General features: G+C 67.3%; 14 protein-coding genes. 6 read left to right on the top strand and 8 right to left on the bottom strand.

Annotated features, from left to right (window positions below; translation table 11 throughout):
• Positions 1-20 precede the first annotated feature (20 nt).
• The 3 genes from OG842_RS10540 to eccE all read right to left on the bottom strand — a co-directional run bounded on the left by OG842_RS10540 (position 21) and on the right by eccE (position 2,435).
• On the bottom strand, positions 21-254 hold the full coding sequence (locus OG842_RS10540) for a DUF397 domain-containing protein (RefSeq protein ID WP_266729370.1): 234 nt from the start codon (positions 252-254) through the stop codon (positions 21-23).
• A gap of 133 nt (positions 255-387) precedes the next feature.
• On the bottom strand, positions 388-1,098 hold the full coding sequence (locus OG842_RS10535; RefSeq protein ID WP_266729369.1) for a hypothetical protein: 711 nt from the start codon (positions 1,096-1,098) through the stop codon (positions 388-390).
• Entirely contained in the window at positions 1,095-2,435 is a 1,341-nt protein-coding gene (gene eccE / locus OG842_RS10530; RefSeq protein ID WP_266729368.1) for a type VII secretion protein EccE, read from the bottom strand. Before eccE ends, OG842_RS10535 begins: the two co-directional genes overlap by 4 nt.
• A gap of 182 nt (positions 2,436-2,617) precedes the next feature.
• On the opposite strand from eccE, the gene eccB reads away from it, so the two are divergent.
• From eccB to OG842_RS10515, 3 genes are all read left to right on the top strand, one after another.
• The gene (gene eccB, locus OG842_RS10525) at positions 2,618-4,150 is read left to right on the top strand and encodes a type VII secretion protein EccB (protein ID WP_266729367.1); all 1,533 of its coding nucleotides are present in this window, start codon (positions 2,618-2,620) and stop codon (positions 4,148-4,150) included.
• A gap of 13 nt (positions 4,151-4,163) precedes the next feature.
• Positions 4,164-5,432, top strand: a complete 1,269-nt coding sequence (gene mycP, locus OG842_RS10520) for a type VII secretion-associated serine protease mycosin (RefSeq protein WP_266729366.1) — start codon at positions 4,164-4,166, stop codon at positions 5,430-5,432.
• A 125-nt stretch (positions 5,433-5,557) separates the two neighbouring features.
• Complete coding sequence (locus OG842_RS10515; protein ID WP_443064057.1) at positions 5,558-6,010, top strand: hypothetical protein; 453 nt, start codon at positions 5,558-5,560, stop codon at positions 6,008-6,010.
• Here the strand turns inward: OG842_RS10515 and OG842_RS10510 are convergent.
• Positions 5,986-6,381, bottom strand: a complete 396-nt coding sequence (locus OG842_RS10510; protein ID WP_323185723.1) for a hypothetical protein — start codon at positions 6,379-6,381, stop codon at positions 5,986-5,988. The genes OG842_RS10515 and OG842_RS10510 overlap by 25 nt on opposite strands.
• Before the next feature lie 1,345 nt (positions 6,382-7,726).
• On the opposite strand from OG842_RS10510, the gene OG842_RS10505 reads away from it, so the two are divergent.
• The 3 genes from OG842_RS10505 to OG842_RS10495 all read left to right on the top strand — a co-directional run bounded on the left by OG842_RS10505 (position 7,727) and on the right by OG842_RS10495 (position 9,800).
• The gene (locus OG842_RS10505; protein WP_266729363.1) at positions 7,727-8,986 is read left to right on the top strand and encodes a S8 family serine peptidase; all 1,260 of its coding nucleotides are present in this window, start codon (positions 7,727-7,729) and stop codon (positions 8,984-8,986) included.
• Positions 8,987-9,073: 87 nt separating this feature from the next.
• Positions 9,074-9,433, top strand: a complete 360-nt coding sequence (locus OG842_RS10500; RefSeq protein ID WP_266729362.1) for a WXG100 family type VII secretion target — start codon at positions 9,074-9,076, stop codon at positions 9,431-9,433.
• A gap of 64 nt (positions 9,434-9,497) precedes the next feature.
• Positions 9,498-9,800, top strand: coding sequence for a WXG100 family type VII secretion target (locus OG842_RS10495; protein WP_266729361.1), 303 nt, complete (start codon positions 9,498-9,500; stop codon positions 9,798-9,800).
• 131 nt (positions 9,801-9,931) lie between these two features.
• On the opposite strand, the gene OG842_RS10490 is transcribed toward OG842_RS10495, so the two are convergent.
• From OG842_RS10490 to eccCa, 4 genes are all read right to left on the bottom strand, one after another.
• Entirely contained in the window at positions 9,932-10,396 is a 465-nt protein-coding gene (locus OG842_RS10490; protein ID WP_266729360.1) for a hypothetical protein, read from the bottom strand.
• A gap of 156 nt (positions 10,397-10,552) precedes the next feature.
• Positions 10,553-12,364, bottom strand: a complete 1,812-nt coding sequence (locus OG842_RS10485; RefSeq protein WP_266729359.1) for an alpha/beta hydrolase — start codon at positions 12,362-12,364, stop codon at positions 10,553-10,555.
• A gap of 9 nt (positions 12,365-12,373) precedes the next feature.
• Positions 12,374-12,835 carry a hypothetical protein gene (locus OG842_RS10480; protein ID WP_266729358.1) on the bottom strand — a complete coding sequence of 154 codons (462 nt, stop codon included), beginning with the start codon at positions 12,833-12,835 and terminating at the stop codon, positions 12,374-12,376.
• Positions 12,836-13,310: 475 nt separating this feature from the next.
• Complete coding sequence (eccCa, locus tag OG842_RS10475) at positions 13,311-17,285, bottom strand: type VII secretion protein EccCa (RefSeq protein WP_266729357.1); 3,975 nt, start codon at positions 17,283-17,285, stop codon at positions 13,311-13,313.
• Between the last annotated feature and the right edge of the window lie 320 nt (positions 17,286-17,605).

Below are 17,605 nucleotides of genomic sequence, written 5' to 3'. Positions count from 1 at the left end.
CCCCCTCACCCGGCCCGTGCCTACGTGAGGTCGAACTCACCGTCCCGTGCACCCAGTACGAAGGCACGCCACTCGGCCTCCGTGTACCGAAGCACGGTCTCCGGGTCCAACGACGAGCGCATGGCGACCGCACCGCCCGGCAGATGGGCGATCTCGACCCGTTCCTCGACATTCTCGGTCCCCGGTGCGCTCAGCCACGTCACGTCCGAGATGTCGAGAGCGTAGAGCTCTTCCTTTTCCTGCTGGGTGCCCATTTCGGCGTCCCTTCGATCGAGCGGTGTCGTTCCCCCGCCATCCTTCCGGAAGCGGCAGGTCCAGGGTCGCGAACAGAAGAGTTCAGCCCATCCGGTCAGTACCCGGCCAGTCCAGTTCCCCGTCGGTCCCCGGTCAGTCCATCCGGCGAGCGGTGCCGAGCAGCCCGGTCTCTATGTCCGTCGCGCTCGTCATCACCCAGTGGCGCTCGCCGCCCGCCACCCAGAGCGTGACACCGTCCGCCAGGGTGGGCAGGGCCTCGCTCTCGGCGCGGGCGAGCCCCAGGATCCGGCCGATCTGGTCCGCCTCGGCGGGCGAGACCCGCTGGACACCCACGAGCGTCGACGACCGCATCAACCGGGGCGCCACCGGGCTCAGATAGGGCAGCAGCGTCAGCACCGACTGCCAGGGCGAGGACACCACCCGGCCACGGGGCGGGCGCATCCCGCAGTCCCGAACCACCACCACCGGGCTGCCCACGGTCGCTCCGGTCGGCGGAACCCGGCCCACGTCATGGAGGGAGACGCATTCGAGACCGGCACCCGCGGCCTGCGCCAGGGTCGTCCACGCCTGGGTGCGTCCGGTCTCGACCGCCACCCGTGCCCCGGTGGCCGCCGCACGCAGCGCCAGCACCTGCGCCGTCCACAGGCCGCCGATCAGCAGGACGTCATACGGTGCCGGGCGGTGGAACCCGATCATCTGCGGGTGCCCCTCGGCATCGGTGCCGATGATCACGCCGTCGTCCCCGACCGGCAACGACAGCGCGCCCAGGTGCTCCGCGGCCAGCGTGTGCCCCGCGTGGCGCGGACCGCGCAGTCCCCGCCTCGGCTCGGTGCGATTCGTCACTGTGCGCCTCCCAGCGGGAGCGTCGCCAGCACGCCCGGCAACTGCTCGCGGTCCAGCCGCACCAGACCGACCTTGGCGTGCCGTGCGGCTTGCTCCAATGTCCTTCGTACTCCGACCAGTTCCGTATCGGACCCGCCCGTGATCCGCACATGACCGGACACCGAGACCTCGCCCTGGCGCGAACGGCGTCGCACCGTCAGGCTGAAGGTCGTCGCATACGCGGGAACCGAGGTCAGCAGCGAAACGAGGCGGGGAAGAGGGGTCGCCCCCCGGCCCAACTCGGGCCAGCGGTCCACCGCATAGGCGGTGTGCCAACGGTCGTCGCACCGCCAGACTCTCGTCGTCTCCGTCGTCCGCCGCTGCGTCGCGGCATCCGGGCGCCCGGCGCGGGCCGAGAGCATGGGATTTGCACAAGCGGATGTGGCCACGGCGGAGTTCAGCTCCTCCTGGTCCAGCACCACGGCCCGGAAACCGGCCCCGGTGATCCGGCTCGCCACATGGTCCGCGACCCGGACCAGACAACGCTGAGCCCCACCGATGCCGCCCCCGCGCGCCTCGACCGCCTCCCGGCACAGTTCCGGATCCAGCTTCACGGCCACCCAGGTCATCCGCAGCGCGGGCGCCCCGATCTGCTCCTGGAGCGGGGCGTAGGAGAGCCGTGCCGCCGACTGCTGCGGCAGATGCTGGGCCGGAGCGGGACGTACCTGCTGCACGAGCTGCGCGGACTCCAGCACGATGTCGTCCACCGACAGCGCATCGCCCAGCAGGGACAACGGGAGCGCCCGCGCACCGCGCGCCTGGCGCAGCGATTCACCGCCGGCCTCGACCCGTACGACAGCCGTCAGGAACGTACCGTCCCCGACCATGCCCACCGTGCGGCGGTCCCGGTCGACGTAGATGTACGGAGCGAAGCCCGGCACGCTCTCCGCCACCGGCGTCAGCTGCGGCTCCGCATCCGCGTCGGACGCCACGGCTGTCCGTCGGCGGTCGCGGAGCGCGAGCGCCGTCGACAGCCAGTCCTGTACGGCCTGGCCCCGGCGACGTACCACCGCGAGCAGTACCAGCAGGCAGGCGACCGAGACCCCGGGCACCAGCCAGGGGCCGTCGAGTGCGACGCCCACCGCGGCGACGCCCAGGGCCGCCTCGACGAGCACCATCTGCCGCAGCACGGTGGCGGGGCGGCCGGTCCGCGAGATCGACCGCAGAGTCGTCGCCGCGGGTGCGCCCACCGGCGCCGCGGGCGCTGCTGCGGCAGGCTCGTTGCCACGTTGCCGTCGGGAAGGGCCGGACACTCGATGGGTAGACCGCCCCGTGCGTTCGCGCGTCGCTGCACCCATCGCCGCGTTGCCCCCTTGTATCCGTTTGTACAGTTTTTTCACGGGTGTTGACCGGGCGATCACCCTACCTGAGCAGTGACGGTCGAGTACCAACAGGCATAGTGGGAAGCCCAGTCGGCGTTCGAGGCCCACGGTGCGTATGGGAACCTGGTTGCTCACTGGGGAAAAGGGGCAGCGGACAGATGGCATCACGGCGGGACGAACTCAACGCCTACACCTTCGCGAAGCGGAGGTTGATCGCACAGTTCCTGCAACCCAACCCGAGCGGTACGGAGGAGGGCGCGCCGCGCCCCCTGCGCGCGGTGGTGCCCGGCACGATCGTCGGCGTCGTCATCATCGCGGCGTTCGGAGCCTGGGGGATGTTCAAACCCGTGGCACCCCAGAAATGGGACACCCCGTACGAGAACGTCATCATTGCCAGTAAATCCACCACCCGCTATGTGGTGTTGAAGACCGATGGCAAGACGCAGCTCCACCCGGTGCTGAACATGGCCTCCGCCAAGCTCCTGCTCGACCCGGACAAGGGCAAGGTCATCAACGTCGACGAATCGGTCCTCGACAACGGCAAGATCGCGCACGGCGCCACGCTCGGCATCCCGTACGCCCCCGACCGGCTGCCGGACAAGGACGAAGCCGGTTCGAAGAAGCGGTGGGCCGTCTGCGAGCAGCCCGGCGAGGGCGGCAGGGCCATCCAGAAGGCGGCGTTCGTCTTCGCGGAGCGAGACCAGAAGAAGACCGAGGGCGCGAACCGGCTGCACGGCGGTGAGCTGATGTACGTCGAGGGTCCGGGACCGGACAGGACCCGCTACATCGTGGACGCCACAGGCAAGGCGTACAAGGTCAAGAAGGACGAACTGCTGCTGCGTGCCCTGCTCGATGAGCGCCGCACCCCCCAGCGGGTCTCCGCCGCATGGCTGGCCACCCTGCACACCGGGGACGCGATCGACTTCCCGACCCTCCCCGGGACGCCCGGCGCCGACGCGGGCATCCGGGGGGAGCTGCCGCCCGAGGCGAACAAGGTGGGCGTGATCCTTGCGGCGACGTCCGGCACCAGGACCCAGAAGTACGTGGTCCTGCCCGGCCGGGTCGCCCCAGTGTCGGACTTCGTCGCGAAGCTCCTGCTCAGCAGCCTGGAACTGGTCGGGCTCGGCCAGGACGGCAAGGAGAGGTCCGTCAGCGCGGCAGCGTTCGTGCCCGGCGAAGCGTTCGGGCAGAACATGGACTGGCCCAGGAGCGAGCCCAAGCCCGTCAACTCCGCGAGTGCCGCGGCCGGCAGCCGCAACACCGTGTGCAATGTCCTGCGCGGTGTCGACACGAAGAACGGTGCCACCACGCTCAGCACGTGGGCGGGCACCGGCTTCCCCGCAACGCTGCCCACCGGCTCCAGCAGCGCCTACGTCACCCCCGGATCCGGCCAGCTCTTCCGGCAGTTCAAGGGATCCAGCACCGATTCCGGCCCCCTCTTCCTGGTCACCGACACCGGTCTGCGCTACGCCATGCAGTCCAACGGCGACAGCGAGCAGGGCGACTCCGGCATCGGTGAATCAGGCACGAAGGAGGAGCGGGCGCAGCGGCAGCAGGAGGCGCAGCAGGCGCAGAACCAGCTCGGATACAAGGACGTCGTGCCCGCTCCCGTCCCGGCCGCCTGGTCCTCGTTCCTGCCCACGGGGCCACGTCTGTCGACCGGGGCGGCCCGCCAGCCGCAGGGTTCCTGAGGGGCGTATCCACATGACGACGCACACCTCTCCGTACCGGCGTCCGCTGACCGTCGCAGCCGCCACCGCCGTCCTCTTCGTCACGCTGCCGGTACTGCCCGCGGCGGCGGAGGACTCCACCCAGTGCACCTTCGGCTCGAAGATGTACGCGGGCCGCCCCTGGTCGTTGCAGCGGGTCCTGATGGACGAGCTGTGGAAGCAGTCCACCGGCAAGGGCGTACGCGTGGCCGTCATCGACACGGGCGTGGACATCAAGAACCCCCAGCTCAAGGGCGCCGTGGACACCAGGAGCGGCCGCAATTTCATGCGGAAGGACATCAAGGACGAGAACGGCAACAAGATCGAGCGCGGCAAGGAGAACGGCACCACCGACACCGTCGGTCACGGCACCAAGGTCGCCGGAATCATTGCCGCGCGAGAAGTGAAGGGCACCGGCTTCACCGGCCTGGCCCCGGGCGCCACGATCATCCCGATCCAGCAGAACGACGCAGAGGGCCACGGAACGGCCCAGACACTCGCCGACGCCATCACCTACGCAGCGGATGTCGCCCACGCGGACGTCATCAACATCTCCCAGGACACGGCCAAGGCGGTGCTGCCCGAGGGCGCTCTGAAGACGGCGGTGGACGCCGCCCTGGCCAAGGAGATCGTGATCGTCGCCTCCGCCGGCAACGACGGGCTCGGCGGCAACATCAAGAAGACCTACCCGGCCTCGTTCCCAGGTGTCCTGGCCGTTGCCGCGTCGGACCGCAACAACGAGCGGGCGGCCTTCTCCCAGTCCGGCGACTTCGTCGGCGTGGCCGCCCCCGGCGTGGACATGATCTCGACGGTCCCCGGCGGCGGACACTGCGCCGACAACGGCACCAGCTTCTCGGCCCCGTACGTCGCGGGAGTCGCCGCCCTCATCAAGGCCAAGCACCAGGACTGGACGCAGGAACAGATCGTCGCCCAGATCGAGCAGACGGCGGAACGCTCCGTCGCGGGCCACGACCACCTGGTGGGCTGGGGCGTCGTCGACCCGGTGCGTGCCCTGACGGAGGACGACAAGCCCATCGAGCACCCGGTGGCGCACGAAGGCGTGAGCAAGGGCGAAGCGCCGACACCGGCCCAACTCCACTTGGGCGAAACGGCGGACGAACGCAACGCCCGCCTGGCGACGTACGTTGTGGTGGGCGGGGCGGTGCTGGTAGCCGCCATAGCGGGCGTCTCCGTGGCCGTACGCGACGCCCGACGGCGGTCCACGCGCCGGGCGACCGGTAATCGTTCTGCCGAAGTTACGTGATGGATAAGAAGGTTGGCCCTGTCGTAGGCAGTGGTTAGGGTTTATGCAATGAGGTCGGACAGGTTCACGCGGATGCGATAGCAACGCGCGGCAGTCCGAGCAAACGGGGAAACGGGGAGGGCAGGATCGTGGCCGGTCCAGGCGACCTCCGGCGCGGTGTTGGCGCGCTGGAGAAGTTCAGAGGGCGTGTCAACACGCTGCTCGCCGAGCTCGACGGTTCGGCGGCCGGCAAGTCGAAGATCGCGGCGCAGACGGTGTCACGCGCTGCTCTGAGCGGCCAGAATGCGTGCTTCGCGGAGGCGGACGGGCTGTACACGCAGTACAACCGCGTCCACGAGGCGCTCGTCTCGCTCTCCAAGTCGCTCGGCGACCAGATCGAGTACTTGAGCCTGGGCGTGCAGGCGGCGGCCGTCGGCTTCGACAACGTGGAGGACGATGTGCGGCGCCGGTTCTACGAGATCCAGACGCGCCTGGACAAGGAGCAGGAGAAGGCGCACGGGGAGAAGACCGACAAGCCTGAGCAGCCGCGCTCCGACAGCAGGACCGGCTCTGCCTATGACGACTTGGGGGACAGCTGATGAGCGACGACAAGAAGCCGGAACTGACAGCCAAGGAACAGCAGGCGCAGGACCAGCAGCGCGTCCAGAACCAGTTGATCGCCACTGACGTCAACCGGCAGGTCCAGAACGTCATGGACTTGTTCCCCTTCGGAGGCTCGCGGGGCACCTCGGGACGGACTTCGTTCGAGGGCTTCGACCTCAACGCGATGATCGACCTGATCGAGCACTCCAACCCGGAGCATCTTGAACACGCGGGTGAGGCACTCCTGACGGCAAGGAGAGCCATCGACAAGGCTGCGAACGAGCTGGGCGACTTCATCGAAGCCGTCGACTGGGAGGGCGAGTCCGGAACAGCCTTCCGTGACTGGGGCAAGGGCCTGGTAGCCCACGCCCGGAAGCTGGGCGACTTCGCGGAGACCGCCGGAATCCAGATCACGGTCGCGGGCACCGGCCTCGCCTCGGTGCGCAAGTCCCTGCCGCCGCGCGACACCCGCCTGGACCCCAAACCCGTCGAGAAGATCGAGGCCCCGAAGCGGGTCGAGGGCAACCCGGAGTACACTGCGGCGCTGAAGGTCGAGAAGGACCGTCAGGAGGCCATCAACCAGGCGAACCGGCTGGCTTCGTACTACGCGGTGTCGGAGGAGACGCTGGCGGCGCAGGCGCCGCCGCGGTTCGAAAAGAAGCTTGATGTTGCGATGCCGAAGCCGACGGGGGTCTGGGCGGAGCCGGAGCCCGGCTCTTCTTCCACAGGTTCCGAGACAATGGGCAATGGCACGACACGTGGTCACTCGGAGCGCGCTGCCACGCTTGATACAGACACCCCGGGCGTCACAAGTAATCGAGCGGCAATCGAGTCACTCGGAACTGCACCCCCGCCGGACACAAGCACTTCGACGGAGATCGATAGTGTGAAGGCGCCACCGGCTCCCGTGACCCTTCCCGACACGTCCCCGGCACCGCCGACTGCAAATCCTACGGGCCCGAGTACAGGTCCGAATCCGCCCATGGTGAATGAGTTTGTGAACCCTGTGGCAGGTGGATCGCGACGTTCCATGCCACCAACCGGGCTGCCCAGAACAATTGGGCAGCCCGGAAAGAGCGGCCCCACGAGCAGCGGGCCTACGACGACTGGGCGCACCGGAGCTCCGGTTGGGCGTCCGGCACCCATTGGTGGTGGCCCGGGCTCAGGCACGCCTGGACGCCCTGGTGGAGGCGGGAGTCAGCCACCCGCTGCTGGTCGGAATAGCGTGACTGGTGGCAGGCCCATGACAGGTAGTCCTGCACATGCATCCAAGTCCTCTGGCCCGCGTACTGGGCGCGCCCGGGCCATCGTAGGTGGGACCCCACAGCGCACCGCTCCGGGCACGGACTCGTCTGGAGGGGCTCGTGGAGTTCCGCGCGGAACGGCTATTGGCACCGGACAGCGCGGAGTGATCGGAGCTGGCGGAACGAACGCTGCGACTCGACCCGGCGGGCGTGGGACTCCCAGCTCGAAGGGCATCGTGGGTACGCCCCGCAGTGCTGCCGGATCCGGCTCGGGTTCGAAGGGCTTTACGGCTGGAGGCGCGGGCCTCGTACGTGGTCCTGCTGGGCGACGGGACTCCGACGAGGGCCAGGACGGCGGCACCCCGCGCCCGGACTACCTGGCGGAAGACAGAGAGACGTGGGAGGCCGGACGGCGTGGAGCCGCACCTCCGGTGATCGAGTAGGTACAGAGAAGGTTCGGAAGTCAGGATGACAGCAGGAATGAGCCAGACCCGGAAACGTCGCATGCCTGTTGGATTGCGTGGGCGTCTACTCGGCGCGATGGCAGTGACTGCTGCTTGGAGCGTGGGACTCGCAGGGACGGCTACCCCTGCGGTTGCGGCGGATGTGCAGTCCAAGCAGTGGTATCTCGGCCCGATGCATACGAAGGAGATGTGGAAGGTCACCACGGGTGAAGGCATCAAGGTCGCTGTTATCGACTCCGGTGTCAACCCGTCGACACCGTCCCTGAAAGGGCAGGTCCTGAAAGGCTTCGACGCCACAGGGGCCGACGGTGATGAGTACGACGACTACGACAGCCACGGCACAAGCATGGCCGAGCTGATTGCCGGAACGGGAAAGGGCGGAGGCCTTCAAGGCCTTGCTCCGGGCGCGAAGATCATTCCATTTCGAGTCACCGATACGGATTTTCAGAATAAGCACTCGGTGAACGCCAACGACACCGAAGATGCTATCCGGGCTGCAGCGGACAGCGATGCGCGGATCATCAGCATGTCGATGGGGAGCGATTTCCCGGGCCGAGGGGAACGAGAAGCTGTAAAATACGCGGAAAGCAAGGGGAAGCTCTTCTTTGCCGCGGCTGGAAACAATTCCAAACGGGGAAACAAGGAACAGTTTCCCGCCTCGTATCCGCAGGTGGTCGGCGTCGCCGCAACTGACAGCACTGGTAAGGCTTCCACGTACTCTCAGCACGGGGGCAGCGTAGATATCGCTGCCCCCGGAGACGGCATTCCAACCTGGTGCGATACGAAGTTTCAGCGTTACTGCGACTCCGAGGGCGGGACCAGCCAAGCCACTGCCATCACGTCAGCCTCCGCCGCCCTGATCTGGTCCGCCCACCCCGACTGGACGGCCAACCAGGTTCTCAACGTCCTTTTCGATACAGCTGGACGAGGCGACTGGGAGAAGGGCACTCTCAGCAACTACCTCGGCCACGGCATCATCCGTCCGGCCGTCAACATCCTCAAGGGCAAGGGAAACCCCGGCGCTCCGGACATAAGCCCCCTCACCAAGGAAAAGACGTCCGGTTCCTCGGCCTCCCCAGCCGCCTCCGCACCAAGTTCGTCACAGCCCCAGAAGAAGGAAACGGCTGACGACACCGTCGTGGCAGGCTCCAGCAAGGAGAAGGACGACGGAACTCCGCTCGGCTTGATCATCGGCGGAGCGGCAGCGGTCATCGTGCTCGGCGGCGGAGCCTTCGCGCTCGTCCGTAAGCGCCGCAGCGCCTGACTGACCTAGTGACCGTACGTTCTTCGCCCGTACCCACCGGCGAGCAAAGCCGGGCCGAACAAGTGCACCAGGAAGGAAGCCGAGATCATGGCTGATCAGAAGATCTCAGATGACGCACTCCTCAAGCTGGAGGGTGAGCTCACCAAGCGATTCGAGTCAGTGAAGGGCCAACTGAAGACGCTTCAGGGGACGATCGACGGCCTGGAAGGCCATTGGAAGGGCATCGGCGCCGGCGAATTCAACAAGAAGCAGGAGGCGATCAACCACAGGATGGTAAGCATTGCCCGTCGTCTCCTCAATTTCCAGGAGGCCATCAAGGCGGCGCGCACCATTTCGGGCAACACCGAAGACGAAATCCGGCAGGCGCTGCAGGGCATCGACGTTGTCGACGGATACTCCGGTGACGCGAAAGCAGAGGCCAGGACCTCGAACCTCAACTACTTCTGACCTGGCCACGACTACGCCACGTACGACGCTTTCACACTCAACCTAGATAACACGGGAGGACCGCATGCCGAGCAACCACGACGGCACGATGGTTGTCACTTACGCAAGCCTGGACCTCGCGGCCGGCGCCATTGACCTGCAGAGCAAGAAGCTCCAGGAGGACCTTGCGGCCATCCAGCAGATGATCCGCAATGTGTCCGAACTCTGGGTGGGCGAGGCCAAGGAGGCTTACGACACCGCCCAGAGGGGCTGGGACGCCGACGCCACGGCGATTCACGGCGCCCTGAGCGAGATCTCGCGCAAGGTGCGCGATGCCGCTGCGGCTTACCAGGCCGGCGACAAGCGGGCGAGGGCCAACTTCGAGTAGGGCTCGAAGATCACAGCTCAGGGTGGGCACGCACGGGAGGTGCCCACCCTGACCTGTGTCCCGTGCACACCGAGCCGAGCTGATCAAGGTCCGGCCGCACCCCGACCTGACCAGCTCGACCGCTGTCACGCTCAGAACCGCTGGATCTCTTCGCCGTCCGGCACCCGGTAGCAGCCGGAGACGACCATCAGGCTGAGGCTCGGTGGGTCGGTCTTGGCCATTTCGACGATCTTGACGCTGTGCTTCTTCGCGTCGTTGTCGGCCGTGAGGTTGATGTTCTTGTTCTTACTGGTGTCCGGGCCGTAACCCACGACCTTCCACCCGTGCTTGGGCAGTTCCTTCTTGAGCCGCTCCATCAGGCCATCGAGTTGGTCGGCCGATGTCGGAGTGAAGCTCCATGGGTGAAAGATCTGGAAGTACTTCTCGCGGTCCTTGCCCGCGCATTCCGTGACGCCAGCCCCGGTCTTGGACGTCTTTCCCTTGATGCCGATCAGGTCGTAGATCTCGCTGGAGACCTTCTTTGCCTCATCAGCGGCCTTCTCCGAGGTGCTGGTGCCCGCGGACGGGATGCCGTGGGAGTCATCGGTGTCAGTCATGCTGCATCCAGTGAGGGTCGTGAGGGCGAGGGACAGGAGGAGCGCCGGGGCGCTCAGTCTGGTCTTCAAGTTGAGGGGCCTTGATGCGTCGGACCGGTGTCGGGCCGGTCATGTCGTCGGGGGGTTCGAGGGGCGGTGCCCGCAGGCACGACACCTCTACTTCACATGCGCCCAGTAGTTCGGCGGTGGCTTCAACATCACGTTGTCGCTGTTGCCTGCCACGACCTGTCCCTGGTTCCACAGGCTGTCGGTCCCCTCTTTCCAGTAGTCGCTGTGGCCCTCGGTGTCCGTGGTCATCTGGTTGGCGCCGAAGCGTTCGTCGCTGGGGATGGTCCAGGGGCCGTCCCAGTCGGTTCCGCCGTGTCCGTAGCGGCCGATGTCCGGAACGGGGTCCCCGTCGGCCTCCTGGTTCCAGACGTGCCCTGAGGGCACGTCCAACTGCTCGGCCTTGGGCACCTGAACACCAGGGCTGCCCGCGAGGATCACGTCGTCCGCGTTCAGGTCACCCTGCCGGGCCGCTGAACCGATGAGGGTCGTTCCGTACGAGTGGCCGATCGCGGTGCGGTGCGGGTCCGAATCGCCGGTGTGCGACGCGTCGAGTCCGTCCATGAACTGGTTGAAGGCCGGCGCGCCGTCATTCGCGTAGTGACTGAACGGCGAGTCCTTGACGATGTTCTGCGGGGCGTCGTACCCGAGCCAAGTGATCGTGGAGACCGAATCATTGCCGGGCGCGGCGTCAGCCACACGCCATACGTTCACCATCCGACCGATGTCACCGCTGATGCCGCCCAGGTTCGACGTCGTGCCCGGCACGTAGACCGCCTGATGATCGGCCGTGTCCGGATTCCCGTTGGCGACGATCGCCCGGCCATTTCCTTCCGGGCTGAACCCGAGCAAGTATGCCTCGGGCAGGCCTTCCTCACCGGTCTGGGCGAAACGGTCCTGGATGCTCTGCATCCCCTTGAGGGACTTGTTGAGCTGCTCGTACCGATCGCCGTACTTGTTGTGCCAGGGCATCCACTCGTCGGTGTGCACCCTGGACGGCATCTGACCGGCCTTGATCCACGTCCATTCGTCGGACGGAGGCTTCGGGATGGAATCCAGTTCCAGCTGGAGCTCGCCCTGCTTCTCCGAGAGGACGACGCGATTCGCCTCGTCCCGAACCGTTGAAGGCAGCCCGTCGAGCGCTCCCACGGTGTCGGGACAGAGGGAGAGCCACGCTGCCCGCTCCTCCGGGCTGAGCCCGTTCCACCACGATGCGTTGTCCTTCGGACTGCCGTCCTTCGGGGGCTCCGGCAGGGAGTCGAGATAGCTCTTGCCCGCTTCGCGGACTCCACCCATGTCCGACTGCGCGTCGGCCCAGTCCCGCTTGGAGACCTTCAGGTCGTCGTCGGCCTTCAACGCGTACAACTTCGGTGCCCACTTCTCGTCGGCATCCGTGGCTTCCTTCAACGCGTCGGCGATCCGGTTCGCATAGGACATCGCCCTGCCGTAGTTCGGATTCGGGTGCATGTTCGCCGCCTGGCGCTCCAAGGCGTCGGACGTCGGGCTGCCCCCGGTGCTCCCGGTCACCGTGCCGCCTTCGGCGGCCTTCTCGTCGCCGGGTTTCTTGCCTGCCGGGTATGTGACCGAACCGTTCGCGTTCACCGTGCAGTGGTCCGCGCAGGCGTCCTCGATCGCCGCCTCCAGCCTCTGCTTGGCCACCGCCATGTCGAAGGCGAATCCATTGAGCGCGGTGCTCACCAGACCGCACTCGGTCTGCGCGTAGTGGAAGTTCTTCGACAGTTCGCGGAGCTCTCGAGAGGCTGCGTCCGCCGCTTCGCCCTCGAGCCGGTTGCGGATCCCCGCGCAGATCTGGTTGTCGATCGTGTCCTTGGCCGCACTGGCCATGTCACCGGTCGCACGATAGGCCTCTGCGGCGCCCTCGTACTCCGAGGGCTTGAAGGCTTTCAGTGTCGCAAGATCCATGATCGCGAATCACTTCTCTTTCGTGTGGCCGCCGACGGTCGCGGTGTCCTGGTACTTCAGCTGCAACTTGTCCAGCTCTTCCCTGACCGTCTGGTCGGACTTCGAAAGATCGTGTCCCGCGCTCTCTAAAAGCCCACCTAACCCGTCGCAACGACTGCTCACATCGACGACATACTTTCGCCAGGATTCGTACAGATCCTTCTGTGCGGCCGCACTCCGGCACCCGCCGGTGTCACTCAGCCCTGCCTGTCCCTTGCTCAGTTTCGTCAACGCCTTGCCGACGCCGTCCATCAGGCCTTTTACGTCCTCGCCGGCCTTTACCCATGACTTCTTGTTCGATTTCAGATTTCCCGAGGCCGAGCTCGGCGCAGGGCCGCCACCTTGATCAGCCGGATACTGATTCAGCTGCATCTGAGCGGAACCACGCGCCGTCGCATCGGATTTGAGGTGCTCCCACTCATCCCACGCCATCGGTGAACCTCCCCGTTGCTCCGTTCCCGGGCCGTCCGGGACGGTCCGCCATGGTCTCCGGTTCCGAGGGGCGAAATCAATGGACGGGAATCGCTGTAATAGCGCCGAGGTGACGCCGCCGAACCTGTGCAGGGCGCCCTTTTTGCCGAACTCCACAGCTCCACTCCGGCAGCTGACAGGAGAAAACGGTCGCCACCTGACACAACTCAGTCCGGTTGTCCGGGTTTCACCGATTGCTGGACTCCATGGATATCCACCAAATATCCCCCCTTCGAGTGGCAGTCGCGTCGGCGGTCACGCATCCGGCCTCGGAGGCAGGCAGGCAGGCAGGCAGGAAGGCGGAAACGCAGGAGATGCAGGAGATGCAGAGGAGATGCAGGAGGTGCAGGAAATGACGAAGGCAGGGAACGCAGACGGGGCACGGCCGGTCGTATCGACCGTCGCCGTGCCCCGTCCGTGCTTCCTGCCCGCGGTCCTACCGCTGACCGTCCACGAGCCCCGTCTGCACCAGCGGATTCCCGCGCCGCCGGGTGACGAAGACCCCGCGCCCCGGAGGCATCGGCCGCGGTCGTACGTTGCCGAGGACGTCGCCCTCGATGGGGTCGCCCGAGAGCATCAGACCCTGCGCGCCCAGCTCCATGATGCGCTGCATGAACGACTCGTACAGGGCCCGGCCGGCACCCGCCGTGCTGCGGGCGATGACGAACCGGACGCCGACGTCACGTGAGAACGGCAGCATCTCCGTGAGCTTGGCCAGCGGGTTTCCGCTGGACGTGGAGACCAGGTCGTAGTCGTCGACGACCACGTACACCGTCGGGCCGCTCCACCAGCTGCGTTCGCGCAGTTCCTGCGCCGTGACGTCGGGCGACGGCGTACGACGCTTCATCAGGTCGTACAGCGCGTCCACGTGGTGCTCCATGTTGTTGGACATGGGCACGTACTCCGCCAGGTGCGTCGTGGGGGTGACGTCCAGGAGCGCTCGGCGGTTGTCGATGACGAAGAACTTGCAGGTGTTCCCGTCGTACCTCTCGCTCAGCTGCTTGATGAGCAGCCGCAGCAGGTTCGACTTGCCGGACTCGCTCTCGCCGAACACCAGGAAGAACGGGTCGCGCTCGAAGTCGAGGAAGACCGGCTCCAGGTTGTTCTCGTCGATGCCGAACGCGACGCCCCGCTCCGGATGCGCGTAGCCCGGGGGCAGTTCGTGCACCGGGAGCTCGCGGGGCAGCAGCCGGACCGCCGGGGCGGGCGCCGCGGTCCAGTGCCGGGCGACCTCCTGGTTCATGGCCGCCGTCGCCTCGGAGAGGTCGCTGTCGGAGTTGATGCCGTCGATCCGCGGTACCGCCGCCATGAAGTGCAACTTCTCCGGCGTGAGACCACGGCCCGGCACCCCTGCGGGCACGTTGACCGCGGCCTTGCGGTCCAGTTCGGAGTCCATGACGTCGCCGAGCCGCAGTTCGAGCCGGTTCATCAGATGGTCCTTGAGTGTGGCCCGGACCTCCATGGAACGCGACGCCGTGACGATCAGGTGGATGCCGTACCCGAGGCCGCGCGCCGCGATGTCCAGCGCTGCCGGTTCCAGGGCCTCGTAGTCCGTACGGAAGTTGCCCCAGCCGTCGATGATCAGGAATACGTCGCCCCACGGCTGGTCCGTTGCCGAGATGTCGCCGCGCGCCCGCAGCCGGCGGAAGGTGGCGATGGAGTCGATGCCGGCGCTGCGGAAGTACTCCTCGCGCCGCGCCATGATCCCGTACACCTCGGAGACCGTGCGTCGCACCCGCTCGGGGTCGAGCCGGGAGGCGATTCCGCCGACGTGCGGCAGGCCGGATACGGAGGCCATGCCGCCGCCACCGAAGTCGAGTCCGTAGAACTGGACCTCCTGGGGCGTGTGGGTGAGCGCGAAGCCCGCGATGAGCGTGCGCAGCAGCGTGGACTTCCCGGACTGCGGACCACCGATGATCTGCATGTGACCCGCCGCACCGGAGAAGTCCCGGTAGAGCGTGTCGCGCCGCTGCTCGTACGGCTTGTCGACCACGCCGAGCGGTACGACGAGGCGGCCCGAACCCTCGAACCCGGGCTGGGTCAGCCCACGGCCCTCCACCGGGGAGAGCCCCGGGAGCAGCTCGTCCAGCGACGGCGGGTTGTCCAGCGGGGGGAGCCACACCTGGTGGGCGGAGGCCCCCCGGCCCTCAAGCCTGCGCACGATCACATCGAGCACGGTGTCGGCCAGGGCGTCGTCCTCCGGCGTACGCGCGTCGGGCACCAGGGCGTCGGGCTGCGGGCTCGGCTGCACGTACTGCACCGGCACCGGAGCCGCCGTGAACACCACCGGCCTGCGGTCCACCGGCAGGGGGCCGGAGGACACGGCCGGCTGGGCGCCCGAGCGGTACACCCCTGAGACGTACGCGGCCTTGAAGCGGACCATCTCGTCCGTGCCGTACTTCAGGTACCCGGAACCGGGGACGTTGGGCAGGTGGTAGGCGTCCGGCACACCCAGCGCCGCCCGGGACTCGCCCGCCGAGAACGTGCGCAGGCCGATCCGGTACGACAGATAGGTCTCCAGACCGCGCAGCCGCCCCTCCTCCAGGCGCTGCGAGGCCAGCAGCAGATGGACGCCCAACGAACGGCCGATGCGCCCGATCTGCACGAACATCTCGATGAAGTCGGGCTTGGCGGTGAGCAGTTCGCTGAACTCGTCGATGACCAGGACGAGCGAGGGGATGGGCTGCAGGGGAGCGCCCGCGGCACGCGCCTTCTCGTAGTCGTGGATGTTGGCGTAGTTGCCCGCGTCGCGCAGCATCTCCTGACGGCGGTTGAGCTCACCGCTGATGGAGTCGCCCATGCGGTCGACCAGCGTCAGATCGTCCGCGAGGTTGGTGATCACCGCTGCGACGTGGGGCATCTGCGCCATACCGGCGAAGGTGGCACCGCCCTTGAAGTCCGCGAGGACGAAGTTGAGCGTCTCCGAGGTGTGGGTGACGGCGAGGCCGAGCACGAGCGTGCGCAGCAGCTCGGACTTTCCGGAACCGGTGGCGCCGACGCACAGGCCGTGCGGCCCCATTCCCTCCTGCGCCGCTTCCTTGAGGTCCAGCATCACGGGGCTGCCGTCCTCGCCGACCCCGATCGGGACGCGCAGCCGTTCCGCCTGGGAACGGGCCCGCCAGGTCCTGCTGACGTCGATCGAGGCGGCGTCACCGAGGTTCAGCAGATCGGTGAATTCGAGATTGGCGAGAAGCGGCTCGTCGTCGTCGCCGCCCGTGGCCACATGGAGCGGCGCCAGTTGCCGGGCCAGCGCTTCGGCGGCCTCCTGGCTGAGCAGGTCGGGAACGCCTTCGTAGACCAGTCCGTGCCCGGACTCCAGCTGGAGCAGCTGGGGGCGCACCACGACGGACAGGCCGCCGCGTGCCCCGTTGACCTCGCCCGGTACGACCTCGATGACCGTCACGCCCTGGAGGCCCTCGGCCGCGGCGAGCGCGGACACCGGCGACACGGACTGGCCGTCGAGCACGACGACGACATGCGGCTGGTCCATGAGCGGCTGGCCGTCGGGCTGGAAGCGCGGCCGGCCGTCGAGCCGGGGCGCGAGCATTTCCTCCAGCTCCGCGACGCTCGTGGTGATCAGGCGGCGGACGCCGGCACCGTCGACGAGGTCCGGGGCCTGGACGTGCGGAAGCCACTTCGTCCATTCCCAGCGCGGGGCGGCGTCCCGGTCCGTCGCGACGGCGATGACCAGGTCCTCGGGGGAGTGCAGCGAGGCGAGCGCACCGACCATCGCGCGGGCCGTGGAACGGACGGACTCCGCTTCGCCGCTGATCGTCAGGTGGTAGAAGGCGCGCAGCGAGACCGCCATGGGCAGGCCGTCCAGCGTGCTGTGGGTCGTCAGGAACTGCTGCATCGCCCCGGCGGTCAGCGGCTCCAGCTCTTCGACCGGCGCGGTGTCGGGTGCGATGAGCGGCGTTGCGAGTTCCTGAGTGCCCAGGCCGATGCGTACCTGCGCGAAGTCGGCGTCACCGACGCGGCGCTCCCAGACCCGGCTGCCCTCGGCGACGAGCGCCCACAACTGGTCCGGGGACGGGTGGAGATAGAACTGCGCGTCGCGCTGTTTCCGGGCCGTCTTCAGCACGGAACGTCTGGTCTGCGTCAGGTACTTCAGGTAGTCCCGCCGCATGTCGGCGAGCTGTCCCTGGGTCCCCCGCCGGAAGCGGACCATCATCGCGACGGCCATGGCGACCGTCGAGGCGATCATGATCATGCCCATGATCCGCATGATCGGGTTCGGGGTCATGAAGAAGAAGACCACGGAACCGCCCATGCCGAGCATCGGCAGCAGCTGCATCATCACCCCCTCCTGCTGACCTCGAGGAAGCTCGGGCGGAGGTTGCAACTGCACCTGCTCGTCCGGCACTTCGGAGGGCAGGGCCCGCGGTGGGCGCTTGACGACAATCTGGCTCACAGCTCACCAATTCCCTTGCCGGACAGAACTGTTCGTATCGGCGCCCCCGTGGCGACGGGCTCCATCCGCGGGAGGATCCTACTGGCGTATGGAATGACACCGGGAGCGGTAGGGTGTCGCAACGCGTGTAAGCATTCGCTAACTACCGCAAGGAAACGGCCGTTCGGGGCGCTAGCGCTGTCCCGTGGTCCCTGGTGGATCGGTGTGCGGCGTCGGATGCGGTGCATCGCAAGGCGCAAGGACGCCCGGATACCGCATGTATTCGGGTGTTCCGGCAACGCGGCGAGGTGCCGTGGTTGTCGTCTCGCGCCCGCAGGGGA

The sequence above is a fragment of the Streptomyces sp. NBC_00376 genome (assembly GCF_036077095.1).
Classification (GTDB): domain Bacteria; phylum Actinomycetota; class Actinomycetes; order Streptomycetales; family Streptomycetaceae; genus Streptomyces.
This window is presented reverse-complemented; position numbering and strand designations above follow the sequence as displayed.